The 12,762-nt window shown below is 75.7% G+C and carries 16 protein-coding genes; 7 read left to right on the top strand and 9 right to left on the bottom strand.

From position 1 onward, the window contains the following. Positions 1 to 18 precede the first annotated feature (18 nt). Both PH189_RS01505 and PH189_RS01500 read left to right on the top strand, forming a co-directional pair. Positions 19 to 1,401, top strand: a complete 1,383-nt coding sequence (locus tag PH189_RS01505; RefSeq protein WP_274186960.1) for a dihydrolipoamide acetyltransferase family protein — start codon at positions 19 to 21, stop codon at positions 1,399 to 1,401. Further along, positions 1,398 to 1,658 carry a phosphopantetheine-binding protein gene (locus PH189_RS01500; RefSeq protein WP_274186959.1) on the top strand — a complete coding sequence of 87 codons (261 nt, stop codon included), beginning with the start codon at positions 1,398 to 1,400 and terminating at the stop codon, positions 1,656 to 1,658. The genes PH189_RS01505 and PH189_RS01500 overlap by 4 nt, the downstream gene beginning before the upstream one ends. A 34-nt stretch (positions 1,659 to 1,692) precedes the next feature. On the opposite strand, the gene PH189_RS01495 is transcribed toward PH189_RS01500, so the two are convergent. From PH189_RS01495 to PH189_RS01480, 4 genes are all read right to left on the bottom strand, one after another. Further along, on the bottom strand, positions 1,693 to 2,280 hold the full coding sequence (locus tag PH189_RS01495; RefSeq protein WP_274186958.1) for a proteasome activator: 588 nt from the start codon (positions 2,278 to 2,280) through the stop codon (positions 1,693 to 1,695). A gap of 142 nt (positions 2,281 to 2,422) precedes the next feature. Further along, entirely contained in the window at positions 2,423 to 3,718 is a 1,296-nt protein-coding gene (locus PH189_RS01490) for a site-2 protease family protein (RefSeq protein WP_274186957.1), read from the bottom strand. A gap of 109 nt (positions 3,719 to 3,827) precedes the next feature. Then, positions 3,828 to 4,838: a carbohydrate kinase family protein gene (locus PH189_RS01485; RefSeq protein ID WP_274186956.1), complete on the bottom strand. Its 1,011-nt coding sequence runs from the start codon at positions 4,836 to 4,838 to the stop codon at positions 3,828 to 3,830. Continuing rightward, positions 4,835 to 5,200, bottom strand: a complete 366-nt coding sequence (locus PH189_RS01480) for a VOC family protein (RefSeq protein WP_274186955.1) — start codon at positions 5,198 to 5,200, stop codon at positions 4,835 to 4,837. Before PH189_RS01480 ends, PH189_RS01485 begins: the two co-directional genes overlap by 4 nt. A 193-nt stretch (positions 5,201 to 5,393) precedes the next feature. On the opposite strand from PH189_RS01480, the gene PH189_RS01475 reads away from it, so the two are divergent. Next, a complete protein-coding gene (locus PH189_RS01475) occupies positions 5,394 to 5,642 on the top strand; it encodes a DUF1918 domain-containing protein (protein WP_274186954.1) in 249 nt (82 codons plus the stop codon). A gap of 40 nt (positions 5,643 to 5,682) precedes the next feature. On the opposite strand, the gene PH189_RS01470 is transcribed toward PH189_RS01475, so the two are convergent. From PH189_RS01470 to PH189_RS01455, 4 genes are all read right to left on the bottom strand, one after another. Further along, positions 5,683 to 6,132, bottom strand: a complete 450-nt coding sequence (locus tag PH189_RS01470) for a CBS domain-containing protein (RefSeq protein WP_274186930.1) — start codon at positions 6,130 to 6,132, stop codon at positions 5,683 to 5,685. Positions 6,133 to 6,273: 141 nt separating this feature from the next. Next, positions 6,274 to 7,200 (bottom strand): nitroreductase family deazaflavin-dependent oxidoreductase, encoded by a 927-nt coding sequence (locus PH189_RS01465; RefSeq protein WP_274186953.1) that lies wholly within the window; start codon positions 7,198 to 7,200, stop codon positions 6,274 to 6,276. After that, a complete protein-coding gene (locus PH189_RS01460; RefSeq protein ID WP_274186952.1) occupies positions 7,154 to 8,719 on the bottom strand; it encodes an FAD-dependent monooxygenase in 1,566 nt (521 codons plus the stop codon). The genes PH189_RS01465 and PH189_RS01460 overlap by 47 nt, the downstream gene beginning before the upstream one ends. A 1-nt stretch (position 8,720) precedes the next feature. After that, positions 8,721 to 9,248, bottom strand: coding sequence for a hypothetical protein (locus PH189_RS01455; protein ID WP_274186951.1), 528 nt, complete (start codon positions 9,246 to 9,248; stop codon positions 8,721 to 8,723). Positions 9,249 to 9,416: 168 nt separating this feature from the next. Between PH189_RS01455 and PH189_RS01450 the strand changes: the two genes are divergently transcribed. The 4 genes from PH189_RS01450 to PH189_RS01435 are packed head-to-tail and all read left to right on the top strand — an operon-like array spanning position 9,417 to position 11,351. Continuing rightward, positions 9,417 to 9,554: a hypothetical protein gene (locus tag PH189_RS01450; RefSeq protein WP_274186950.1), complete on the top strand. Its 138-nt coding sequence runs from the start codon at positions 9,417 to 9,419 to the stop codon at positions 9,552 to 9,554. After that, positions 9,551 to 10,387: a universal stress protein gene (locus PH189_RS01445; protein WP_274186949.1), complete on the top strand. Its 837-nt coding sequence runs from the start codon at positions 9,551 to 9,553 to the stop codon at positions 10,385 to 10,387. Before PH189_RS01450 ends, PH189_RS01445 begins: the two co-directional genes overlap by 4 nt. Before the next feature lie 14 nt (positions 10,388 to 10,401). Then, positions 10,402 to 10,827 (top strand): DUF302 domain-containing protein, encoded by a 426-nt coding sequence (locus PH189_RS01440; RefSeq protein WP_274186948.1) that lies wholly within the window; start codon positions 10,402 to 10,404, stop codon positions 10,825 to 10,827. Continuing rightward, positions 10,824 to 11,351, top strand: coding sequence for a flavodoxin domain-containing protein (locus PH189_RS01435; protein ID WP_274186947.1), 528 nt, complete (start codon positions 10,824 to 10,826; stop codon positions 11,349 to 11,351). The genes PH189_RS01440 and PH189_RS01435 overlap by 4 nt, the downstream gene beginning before the upstream one ends. A gap of 33 nt (positions 11,352 to 11,384) precedes the next feature. Here the strand turns inward: PH189_RS01435 and PH189_RS01430 are convergent, their stop codons facing one another. Next, positions 11,385 to 12,755: a wax ester/triacylglycerol synthase family O-acyltransferase gene (locus PH189_RS01430; RefSeq protein WP_274186946.1), complete on the bottom strand. Its 1,371-nt coding sequence runs from the start codon at positions 12,753 to 12,755 to the stop codon at positions 11,385 to 11,387. Positions 12,756 to 12,762 lie beyond the last annotated feature (7 nt).

Here is a 12,762-nt window from a genome sequence, read left to right as displayed (position 1 = left end):
GCCGTGGGTGAGTTCCGCATGCCCTCCCTCGGGGCCGACATGGAGTCCGGGACGCTCGTCGAGTGGACGGTGTCGCCCGGGGACCGGGTCCACCGCGGTGACCTCGTGGCCGCCGTGGAGACCGAGAAATCGGTCATCGACGTGGAGTGCTTCGAGGACGGTGTCGTCGAGCGGCTGCTGGTGCCGGTGGGGACGACGGTCCCGGTGGGCGCGCCGCTCGCCCTGATCACGCCCGACGGGACCGGCGGCCCGTCGCCGGAGGCCGTCCCCCCGGAGACCCCGGCGGCGGCGACCCCGGCCCCGCCGCCGCCGGAGGTCGCGCACGCCCCGCCGACCCCCGCCGCGCCCTCGCCCCGGGCCACGCCACTCGTGCGCAGGCTCGCGGAGCGACTCGGGCTCGACCTCGCGGCCGTCCCCGGCAGCGGGCCCGGCGGAGCGGTCACCCGGGCCGACGTCCGGGCGGCGGTGGCGCCCCCGCGCCCTCTCCCGTCCCCGCCGTCGCCGAGCCCGGCGCGCCTGCGGATCACGCCGTACGCCCGCCGGCTGGCGGTCGAGCGGGGGGCGTCTCCGCAGTGCCTGACCCCCGGAGGCGACGGGGTGATCCGCGCCCGCGACATCCCGCCTGCGCCCGAGCCGACTCCCGCCGCCGCGCCGCCCCCGGAGTCGCCCCCGGAGTCGCCCCCGGAGCCGCCGCCGGCGACGGCCCCGACCGGTGCGACGGCCGGAGCGGGTGCTTCCGAGCGGATGCGGGCGGCGATCGCGGCCCGGATGACCCGATCGATGCGGGAGATCCCGCACTATCACGTCGACGCCGTGCTGGAGATCGGCGCAGTGCTGGAACGGTTGCGCGAGGTGAATCGGCGCGCCCCGGTCCCGGACCGCATGGTGCCCGCGGTGCTGCTGCTGCACGCCGCGGCACGGGCCGCCCGCCAGGTCCCCGAGCTGAACGGCCACTGGGTGGACGGCGCCTTCGTGCCGGCCACGTCCGTGGCCCTGGGCGTGGTGGTGTCGCTGCGTGGGGGAGGTCTGCTGGTCCCCACGATCCCGGCCGCGGACGAGCTCCCGTTGCCCGAGCTGATGGCGTCGTTGCGGGGGGTCGCCGGGCGCGCCCGCAGCGGCCGACTCCGTTCGTCCGACACGGCCCCGGCCAGCATCACGGTGACGGACCTCGGCGAGACGGGTGCGCACTCGGTCCACGGCCTGATCTTCCCGCCAGAGGTGGCCCTGGTCGGGTTCGGCGCCGTCGTCCGCCGTCCCTGGGCCGACGGCGATCTCCTGGGCACGCGCCCGACCGTCGTCGCCACGCTCACCGGCGACCACCGAGCCACCGACGGCATCGTCGGCGGCCGGTTCCTGCACGTCATCGACACCGTTCTCCACGACCCCGAGGAGTGGCCATGACCGCCCCCACCACCGACGAGCACGCCCGCACCGTGGTGCGGGCGAGCCTGGCCCGCATCGCACCGGGCCCGGAGCTCGACGCCCTCGCCGACACCGACGACGTCCGCGACCGCCTGGAACTGGACTCCCTGGACTTCCTCGCCTTCGTCGAGCACCTCGCCCGATCGACGGGGATCCGCATCGACGAGGACGACTATCCCCGTCTGCGCACGGTCGCGAGTGCCGCCGTGTTCCTCGCTGCCGCCGGCCCGTCCTGAGCGTCCTGCCGGACGGGCCGGAGATCCGGACGGGTCAGAGATACTGCCCCGCCGAACCGGGGGGCGTGTCCCGCCGGCCCTGTGTGGCCTCGTGGCGCAGTCGCTCCAGCTGCGACCTCGCCGCCACCTGCTCCGCGGCGAACGCCATCTGCGCGCCCTGGAACAGCCCCTCGATCCAGCCGACCAGCTGGGCCTGGGCCATTCGCAGCTGCACGTCGCCGAGCACCTCGTCCGCCGGGAGCGGGACGACGAGGGCCTCCAGCTCCTGGCGCAGCTCCGGGCCGAGGTGGGCGGTGAGCTCGTCGACGGCGCGACGCCGGATCTCCCGGAGCTGTTCGCGGGCCGGATCGTCCATCGGGGCGTCGCGGACCTCCTCCAGGACACGCCGGATCATCGTGCCGATGCGCAGGATCGCCCCGGGGTCGGTGCCCTCCTCGACGTCGCCCGGAGGCTCCGTCGCGGGTGCGGCCTCGGGACGTGGCGAGGGGACCGACACGGCCGGTCCACCGACGCGGGACCACTTCCGCGCGTCGTGGACCACGGGCCCCACGGTCGTGCCGGACGCGGCAGCCGTGGTCGCGGCGGGTTCCTCGGAGTCGGAGTCCGGGCTCCAGGCGGGCATGTCTCCTCCAGGCACATCGAGGCTCGATGGTCCGGAGGGTCGGCCCACCGGCGAGCGCGGACCAGGGGCCAGGGGGCCGCTCGTGTCGGGCCCTCCGGTCTCCGTCGTCCCCGCCGTCTCTCCCCGCCGTCTCTCCCCGGTGTCACACGGACGGTGCGGCGGGGCGCCCCGGCGGCGTCGCGGAGGGGTCGGGCGCCCGGCCGGGGAGGGGACCGCCGTGCCACCACCACCCCGGGGGAGGCGGGGCGTCGTCGTCCGCAACGGGCCGGGCGGCGCCCGGCGTCCCCGGGCGTGGCGTGCCGACCGGTCGTGCCACGCGGTCGGAGCCGCGGCCGGCGACCTGCGCGACCTCGGCTGCGGACACCGTGCCGACCGGCGTCCCTCCGCTGAGCACCACCAGGCGGCTCCCCGGCTCGGCGAGGCGCCCGAGGAGCGGCGCGAGCCGGTCGTCCGGCCCCACCCGCGTCAGCCGCGAGGGCGGGACGGTGCGCCGGCGCAGGACGTGCGGGTCGCCCGACCGTGGCGACGGTGCCGGCTCCGGCGGGAGGTAGCCGACGAGGTCGCCCTCGTCCCCGGTCAACAGCACGCCCGCGGTGCGCCCGGCCGGGGAGGCCAGGGCGGCGGTGATCTCGCCGGGCGAGGCGTCCGCCGCGAGCAGCACGGGCGGCGGCGTGGCGGCGGCCGCGACGGGAATGCCGTCCAGCGCCCTGCCGAGCCGCGCCCGTCGCTCCTCGTCCCCGGCGGCCGCGGCGACGAACCACCCGACGAGGGCCAGCCACAACCCGCTGAGGTCCACGAGGAGGCCGGTCGCCACCCCGAGACCCACGAGCACGGCGCCGAGCCCCAGCCCGACCCGGGCGGAGGCGATCCCGGCACCCCACCGGTCCCCGCGTGCCGCCCACAGGAGCGCCTGCAGCACCCGGCCTCCGTCGAGCGGGGCCGCGGGCAGCAGGTTGAACACCGCGAGGACGAGGTTGACGAGCGCGAGCTCGACGAGCACCGCGTCGACCAGACCGCCCGCCGTGAGGCCGGCCCCGAGGGCGAACAGGCCGGCGAGCGCGCCGCTGGTCAGCGGCCCGACCACCGCCATCCGGAACTCGGGTCCCGGTCGGTCCGGGTCCCCCCGCAGGCGGGTCGTGCCCCCGAGCAGCCACAGCGTGATGCTCTCGACCTCGAGGCCCTGGGCCCGGGAGACCAGCGCATGAGCCACCTCGTGCGCCAGCAACGAGACCATGAGGAGCAGCGCGACCGTCAGCCCCGCCGCCCCGTAGGCGATCGGGCCGTGCCCGGGCGCGAGCATCGGCATCTCGCTGCGCGCCACGACGACCGCGATCAGGGCGACGATCCCGAGCACGCTCCAGTGCGCGGCGACGGGGATGCCGGCGATCCGGCCGAGCGGCACCCCGCGCCTGTCCGTCCGTGTGTCGTCCCGCGCCATCCGTGCCTCCCGGTGACCGTGCAGGACGTCAGTGCCGCACCCGGGACGGGAAGCCGGAAGGGCCGAAGGTCGCACGGGGGAGGGCCGGTACGGACCGGCTCACCCCGGGTCAGAAGGGGACGGGCTCGTACGAGTCCGGTGCGCGCGCCAGACGCGCCTCGAGCTCGGCGAGGGGCAGCAGGCCCGCTTGGCCACCGACGTGCTGGACGACGTTCATGCTGTTCACCGGCGCCCATCGCAGGGCGTCGCGCCAGCTCTCGCCGCGGATGAGCGCCGCGGCCAGCGTCGCGGCGAACGCGTCGCCGGCGCCGGTGCGTTCGACGGGTGGCGCCGGGTCGGGGTAGGTCGGCATCCAGAGGTGCTCGTCGCCGTCGGAGGCGTACGCGCCGTCCGGCCCGTCGGTGATGACCACCTTCGCCGGCCCGACGGCGTGGAGCCGGGCCAGGAGGTCGTGCACGTCGGCGTGGTCCCCGCCGGTGACGGTCACGGCCTCCTCACGGTTCATCACCACGACCTCGCTCCGTCGGTAGACGGCGCGGAGCGGACCGACCCCCGACCGGACCTGCAACGTGCCGGGCTGGAAGACGAGCCGCACCTCGGGATGGGCGCCGAGCCAGTCGGCGATCTCGTCCTGGTAGGCGGCCGCGTGCTCGCTCAGCGAGCTGAAGTAGACCCAGCGCGGCGCCCCTGACGCCGACGGGGCCGTCCACCGGTAGGCGAAGTCGTGGTGCCGCACGAGGATCGTGCGCTCCGCGCCGTGGCGCAGCACGAAGTGGTGGTTGGTCTGCTGCTCGGGGTGGACGTGCACGAGGTCGGTGTCCACGCCGTGCTCGCGCAGGCGCTCGGTGATGCGCCGGCCGGTGTCGTCCTTGCCGACGTCGGTGGCGAGGGCCGCCCGCAGGCCCAGGCGCGTACACGCCACCGCGGCGTTGGAGGCGTTCCCTGCAGCGTCGAAGGTCTGGTGGCCGGCGAACGGGAGCTTCGCGCCGGAGCGCATCGCGAGCCACGGGCCGTCGGCGCCCTCGTAGGTGATCGTGTTGGCGTCCTGGATCAGCTCGATCGCGGTGTCGGTGACGACGTCGCCGACACACAGGACGTCCCACGGCCGTGTCGGGGTCACGGTGCCCGCCTCTCCGCCCCGGCGAAGAGACCGATGACGTTCCCGTCGAGGTCGGTGAACATCGCGACGTCGCCGAGCTCCCCGATCGGCGCGGGGCCCATCACCCGCCGCCCTCCGAGCTCCTCGGCCCGGGTCAGGGACTTCTCCAGGTCGTCGACCTCGACGTACACGGTGACCCACGGCGACACACCCGGCGGGGTCTGCATGATGCCGCCGCCGATACCGTCCGACGATCCGGTGGACACGACGCCGTAGCCGTGGGCCTCGGGCGCCACCGACCATCCGAAGAGCTCCGTGTAGAACGCCCGGGAGCGAGCGCCGTCGGCGCCCCCGATCTCGAAGTGCACGACGGCGTCGCCCATGCCGCTCTCCTCCTCGCGCTGTGGTCCTGTCGCGGCCGACCGTGCCCACCGGCCGGAACGACCGGCATGTGCCGCTCGTCCTCCCGGCTCCGGCCGGAGGTCCCGGGCCGGTCGGTGCGGACGGCCCTGGTCCGCACTCCGCCGGCGTGGGGACCTCGGACGACCACACGGTCACGTGGCGAGGAGGCTCGAGATGAGGGCGCAGGTCGGGAACTGGTTGATCGTGGAGGGGCTGACCGATGCGTCGGCCCGCCGTCAGGGGGAGATCGTGGCGGTCACCCACGCCGACGGCACGCCGCCGTTCTGGGTCCGGTGGCTCGACGACGACCATCGCAGCCTGGTGTTCCCCGGCCCCGACGCACGGGTCGAGCCGCACCCGGTGCACCAGCCGCTGGGCTCCCCGTCGGTGGCCGCGCCGACGCCGCTCCGGGCGGCCCCCTGAGCGCGGGGGTCGGTTCGGGGTCCTGAGCGGTTCGGGGTCCTTAGCCGCGGTCCTGGTCGACGAGGCCGAATCGGTGGCGCCAGACGTCGGCGGAGGTGAGTTCGCCCTGGGCGACGCAGCGTAGGACGTCGCGGCGGGAGATGATGCCGACCAGGGTGCCGTGGTCGACGATCGGGATGGCGCGGAGCCGGTGGTCGAGCATGGTGTGGACGACGTCGGCGACGTCGCTGTCGGGCTCGCGGGTGATGGGTGAGTCGGTCATGAGTTGGCCCGCCCGGGAGGTGGTGGGTGGGGGTTGCTGGTCGCCGTGGGCGGGGATGCGGCCGGCGACGAGGTCGGCTTCGCTGAGGATGCCGATGAGGCGCTGGGTGTCGTCGACGACGGGCAGTGCTGAGATGCCGTGCTCGACGAGCAGGGCTGCGGCGTCGGTGACCGGGGTGTCGGGTCCGATCCGGATCACCGGGTGGCTCATGATGTCTCGTACCTTCACAGCGACCTCCTGGGTCTGGTGTGGTGCGTCCCGCGCGGGGCGCAGGTCGAGTAGAGGTCGGGTGTGGTGGGTCGCCCAGGGCCGTTGGTCGCGCCCGGCCACCCCGGAGGGCCCAGAACCGGGTGCTGCTGCTCAGCGACGTCACCCGCCGGCGGCTCCCCGCGGGGCGGGGACCGTCGTCGCCAGCACGAACTCGGGGACTCCGGCGAGCATCCGCTGCCAGTACGGGGTGAAGCTCCCGCGGACCTCGTCGGCCGGCACGATGCGCGGCGCGGTGACGTCGTGGCGGGCGCCGTCGAAGGTGACGACCCCGCCTCCCGCGGCCAGCAGGTTGCGGCACCAGTCGGTGTCGCGGCCGTAGGGCAGCGGGAGGGCGAAGCCGCCGGGCACGGGACGGGCGGCCACCGGAGTGGCGTAGGCCCGCTGCGTTCGGCGTCCGACGTGCTCGACCCGCGCCGCGTACCAGTGCCGACGGCCGGCCAGCCGGAGCATCAGGGGATTGAGCACGTGCTTGTTGAAGGTGCGGACGGCCTGGTTGGCGCCCGAGTGTCCGCCCGGTCCGGGTAGCGGAGTGCAGCGGTACTCCTCCACGAGCGACCACGCGCCGCCGCCGACGCTGGTCTCGTTGCGCCAGAGGATCGCGTCCGGCTCCTGCAGGACCCACGTGAGCCGGATCCGGACCACGGGGTCGCCGGTGGACTCGAAGACGAGACGGTCGCCGTCGATGTGTCCTGCCATGACCTCGGCGTGGCCGTAGCAGTCGGCGAGCGTGGCGCGGTACTCGTGGCGGGCGGGGTCCCATCCCGCGACCCAGTGCAGCTCCCAGCTCAGCACGGGGGTGCCGTCGAGCAGGTACTGGTCCTGGCGGTAGTCGCCGACCACCCACCGGCCGTCCTGGATCAGACGGTGGGTGCCCGAGCCGGTGGCCGTCATGGCCGGGGTCCCCGGGCCCATGCCTCCTTCGGCGATCGTGCCGGTCCAGGTGGTGTCGCGGTGGAAGCGCCGCAGCGCCGCCATCTCCTCACCGGGGGTGATGGGCTTCGGAACGGTGTCCGGCGTGGTCGTCACGGTGATCTCCTCGTGGATGTGCGCCGATGCGGTCGACCCAGGCCCGGAGGCCGAGGTGGGCGGGGTCGGTCCCCGGGCCGCTGTAGCCGACGTAGCCATCGGGGCGCACGGCGAGGACGGTGGAGCCCGGCCGGTCGTCGAGACGTTGGACCGTCAGCAGGTCCCCGGCCAGGTCGGGCGGGAGACAGGGGGCGTCCCGGCCGAGCAGGACGTGCACGCCCGGCCGGGCGACGAGGTGGTGGAGCCGGACCCGGGCGCCGTCGTGGACCACGGTCCGGTCGGGCAACCGGTCGCCGGGACGAAGGCGGCCCCCGCGGCCCTCCGCGCAGGACAGGGAGCTGCGTCGGAGACCCAGGCTGAGACCGGACAGCAGCCGCATCCCGGGCCGCGTGAGGCCCGATCGCAGGAGGGCGGGGACGAGCGGGGCGCCCAGGGGCGCCAGCACGCCGCGCAGGAGACCTGCGAGCACGGTCGGGGACGACTCGGCCCAGAAGACGAGGTCGGTGAGGTCCGCGGAGATCGTCGCGACCGGACGCCGCTCCTCGTCGTAGGAGTCGAGGAGGCGCTCCGGGTCGGTGCTCGAGGGGGCGAGGCCCAGCTTCCACCCGAGGTTGAGAGCGTCATGCAGGCCGAGGTTCATGCCCTGGGCGGCGGCGGGGGAGTGGGTGTGCGCGGCGTCGCCGACGAGGAGGACCGGACCGCGGCGATACGTCGTGGCCACCCGCCGCGTCAGCCGGAGCCGGGTGCACCAGGCCACCTCGGTGACCCGTCCCGTGAGCCCGGCGGCGGCGAGGAGCCGCTGGAGGTCCTCGGGTCCGGGGACGTCGCCGCCCTCGACGGCTGCCCGGGTGGCGAGGATGCGCCAGCTCGCCCGCTCCCCGAGGGCGAACACGAACACGACCCCGGCCCATCCGGCGGACACGTGGGACACACCGGCCGCGAGGTCGGTCTCGAGCTCGACGTCGGCGAGGACGATCTCCTGCCGGTAGGGCCTCTCCCGGCTCCCGATGCCGGCCCATCCGCGGACCGGGCCCCCGGCTCCGTCGCACCCGATCACCCGGTGGACCGTGGTGTCCTCCCGCCCTCCCGGTCCCTCCAGTGCCACGCGTGCCCCGTCGTCGCCCGGGTCCAGCCCGACCAGCTCGGTGCCGTGCTCGACCCGGATCCCGCGCGCCGCGGCGGCGGCGGCGAGGACGTCCTCGACGTCCTGCTGGCGCAGCAGCCACGGGTGGCCGAACTCGGTCTCGTCGAGCGCGAGCTCCCCGAGACGGACCGGTATCTCGTGCGAACCCAGGTGGAGCCGGGCCCGGGGATCGCGGTCGGCGCGGGCGGCGAGCTCCGCCACGACGCCGAGGGGGCGCAGGCCTTCGAGGGTCCTCGGGTGCACGACGAGGGCGCGCGACGGGCGCGGCCCGACCCGGCGCTCGACGACGCGCACCGGGGCGCCGTGGTCGTGGGCCTGCAGGGCGAGCGCCAGTCCGGTGGGACCGGCCCCGACCACCAGGACGTCGGCGGGCATGTCAGGCCACCGCGACGGGCTGCCACCACGGTCCGCCGGCCGGCGGCGCCGGCGAGACCAGGTCGTCGCGGTGGCGGCCCTCGAGCACGGTGTAGCCGATCGAGCCGGGCACGCTGACCATGGCGAGGATCCACCAGAGGGCGCGCGCGTACTGCTCGGCCCGCTCGGCACCGTCCCACTCGTAGAGGCCGCGGTAGACGCCGTGCTCGTCGGCCGCCAGCCACCACTTCGCCACGAAACCGGGGAAGCCCGCGAACATCGGGGTGTTCAGCAGGCTCTCCGCCCGGAACAGGGCGTGACCGATCCCCCGGACGCCACGCAGCCTGAACCGGACCACCAGCGTGCACGGTTCGCGTGCCTCCCGGCCGTCCACCACGGTCTCCCGGTAGATCCACGAGGAGCTGCCGTCGGCGAAGCGCACGCTCGCTCCCACCCACCGTCGGGGGAGGCGCAGGCGGCCCGCGATGAGGAGCCGCACCACCTCGAGGGCGCACCACCCCACGGCACGGGCCGCCTGCCTCGGGCGCACGGGTGCCTGTTGGTTCGCGATCACCCGCCGACCACAGCACCGCACGCCCGGGACGGCTCAGAGGCGGACGTCCTCGGCGGCGACGCCGTCCGCCCCGGGACCTCGGGCCCGGCGCTCCGGAGCCGAACGGCCCTGGGCTCCGCACCGGGTCGGACCAGCATCGAGAGCGTGACCGACGATCGGGTGACCTGTCCTCCGGCGTGCGCGCAGGCCGACCTCGTCCCGCGGGACGCCGCCGGGAGCCCGCGCGGCGCCCGGCGCCACGACCTCGCCGGGCACGCGGCCTCCACCGGGGGGCCTCGGTGACCGGGCGACCGGTCGTGGTCGGCGTCGACGGATCGCCGGGAGCCGCCCGCGCCGTCGCCTGGGCCACCGTGGAAGCCGCGCGGCGCCGGCGACCGTTGCAGGTCCTGGCGGTGCTGCCCGCGCACGGCGTGTCGTCGGTGTTCCTGGCGAGCGACGCCGCCGAGGAGGCCCGGCGCGCCGTCCCCGAGCTCGTGGTGTCCGCCGACGTGCGGCGCGGCGACCCCGTCGAGGCCCTCCTGGACGCGGGCCGCGATGCCGAGCTCCTCGTCGTCGGGAGCCGCGGCCGCGGCACGATCGGAAGCCTGGTCCTCGGCACCGTCTCCGCGGCGGTGGCAGCCCGTGCGACGTGCCCCACCGTGGTCGTGCGGGGCACCCGCGTTCCCTCGCCCGACGATCCGGTCGTCGTCGGCATCGACGGCACCCCGTCCGGAGAGGCGGCGGTCGGCTACGCCTTCGCGGCCGCCGACCGCGAGGGCGTGCCCCTGGTCGCCGTCCACGTGTGGCAGGACCTCCAGGACCCCGAGTGGGGATCGATGCTGGACGACGACGTCTCGCCGTCCGCGGCGGAGGGGATGCCCGACCTCCCGGAGGCCGAGCTCCTCGGCGAGCGGCTTGCGGGCTGGAGCAGCAAGTTCCCCGACGTGGAGGTCCTCCGCGTCCTGCCGGAGGGCCGGCCGGTCCCGACGCTCGTCGCGCGCTCCGACGACGCCCGGCTGGTCGTGGTCGGCTCCCACCGGCGCCAGGGCCTCGAGCGGGTCCTCGGGTCCGTCGGCCAGTCGGTGCTGCGGCGGGCGCAGTGTCCGGTGGCGGTCGTCCCGCCACCCGCGTCGTGAGGAGAGGAACGACCATGGAGATCCGGCTCGGACTGCCCTACGCCGACACCGTCGCCCGCGTGCGGGAGGCGCTGGCGGCCGAGGGCTTCGGCGTGCTCACCGAGATCGACGTGCGGGCGACCATGGCTGCGAAGCTCGGTGTCGAGTTCGAGGACTACGTCATCCTCGGCGCCTGCAACCCGGCCCTGGCCCACCGGGCGCTCGAGATCGACCGCTCCGTCGGCCTCCTGCTGCCGTGCACGGTGACGGTGCGCACCGACGGCGCGGAGAGCGTCGTGGAGATCCTCGATCCGCAGGCGATGGTGGCGATGAGCGGCGTCGAGGCGCTGGCCCCGATCGCCGACGAGGCGGGCGCCCGCCTCGCGCGCGTCCGGGACGCTCTCGCCCGCGACCAGGTGCCCGCCCCGCGGTCGCTCCAGGACGAGGGGGCACGGTCGTGAAGGTCCTGGTCGGGTACTCCAGTGCCCACGGTTCCACCCGCGAGATCGCCGAGCACCTGGGTGCGCGGCTGGGGGGACACGGGCTCGACACCGACGTGTCGGAGCTCGCCCGCGTCGTCGATCCGGGGCGGTACGACGCCTACGTCCTCGGCAGCGCGGTGCACGACCAGCGCTGGCTCCCCGAGGCGCGCGCCTTCGTCGCCGAGCACGCGCCCGAGCTCGCGGCCAAGCCGGTGTGGCTGTTCAGCGTCGGGATGCCGGCCGCGCTGCGTTTCCCGCTGACCCTGCTGGCCGGCCTGCAGCCGGCGGCCCTCGTCGCCGAGTTCACCGACCGCCTGTCCTTCCGCGACCACCTCGTCGTGAGCGGGGTGGTCCGCGACGAGCACCTGTCGCTGCTCGGCCGTCTGCTCATGTTCGCCACCAGCCACGGCGCGGGGGACTACCGCGACTGGGACCGCATCGACGCGTGGGGCGACGGCGTGGCCCGGGTACTGACCGCGCTGCCGGCCCGGCCGGCCGGGTGACGTCCGAGAAGACCCGCTGACCCGCGCGCCCCCTCAGGCGTGGTCGCCCGAGAGCAGTGCCAGTTCCGACTCGATCCCGCGGGCGAGCACGTCGAGGTCCTCCACGGACTCGTCCCCGGTGAGCCCGATGGCCAGGCCGTCGCGATAGCTCATGATCGACACCCCGATCTGGGCCGTGCTGCCGATCGGGACGTAGGGGATGATCTCGAGGAGCTCGCGGCCGAGTCCGTAGAGCGTCTCGCGCGGGCCCGGCACGTCGGTGGTCACGGTGACGACGGCGCGCTGGTCCGACCGGGAGGCCCACCGCACGCCCCGGGCGACGAGCGGATAGGGCTCCAGGCGCGCGAGCTCGGTCAGCAGCGCACCCGCCTCGGCCTCGTGCGCCGCCTTGCACGACTCCAGCTCCGCGACGGTCCGCGCGAGGCGTTCGCGGGGGTCGGCGACGTGCACGGGCAGGCGCGGTAGCAGCAGCGAGACCTGGTTGCCCCGCTCGCCCTCGTCCCCCCGCGCCCGCACCGAGACCGGGACCAGGGTGCGCACCAGATCGGGCGTCGGCTCCTCACCACGGGCGAGCAGCAGCGCGCGGAAGCCCGCGGTGACCGCGGCGAGCACCACGTCGTTGAAGGTCCCGCCGTGCCGGTGCCGGATCGCCCGGACGTCGGCGACCCGGCCGCGGGCGACGGCGTAGTGGCGGGGCCGGTGGCGCGACCCGGTCAGCGACGACGGGGCCCCGGCCCGCAGGCTCCCGAGCAGGGCGGTACCACCCCGGACCAGCGCGGCGAGCCGCTGCCCGCCCTCGCGGGGACGGGCCAGCAGCGCGCCGGCGCCGCGCACCGCCGACACCGGGAGCGCGAGCAGTCCCCGCGCGCCGAGCAGCATGAGCTCGGCCCTCGACGGCTCCCGTTCGGGGGCCGCCGCCGGTGGGGCCGGGGGCCGGGGGACCGGCCCGGGGTCGAGGACGTCCCGGTAGAGATCGGTGCCCGACACCCCGTCGACCATGCAGTGGTGGACCTGGGAGATCAGCGCCCACCGGTCCCCGGCCAGACCCTCGACGATCCAGTACCGCCACAGCGGGCGGTCACGGTCGAGGCGCGTGGCCATGACCCGCCCCATCAGCGCGCACAGCTGGGCGTCACCGCCGGGTGCGGGCAGGGCGACCCGGACCAGGTGGTGCTCGAGGACGAAGTGCGGATCGTCGACCCACACCGGTGGGCCCAGGTCGAGCGGCACCCGCCGGACCTTCTGCCGGTAGCGGGGGATGAGCGGGAGCCGCCCGGCGAGGTGCGCGGCGAACTCGTCGGAGCCCGGCACCGGGCCGGCGAAGACCGCGATCGAGGCGATCGCCATGGAGACCTCCGGCTCGGCGTCCTCGAGCTCGAGGAAGGCCGCGTCGAGCGGGCTCATCGCGACG

It is taken from the genome of Actinomycetospora chibensis, from assembly GCF_028737215.1.
In the GTDB taxonomy this organism is placed as follows: domain Bacteria; phylum Actinomycetota; class Actinomycetes; order Mycobacteriales; family Pseudonocardiaceae; genus Actinomycetospora; species Actinomycetospora chibensis.
This window is presented reverse-complemented; position numbering and strand designations above follow the sequence as displayed.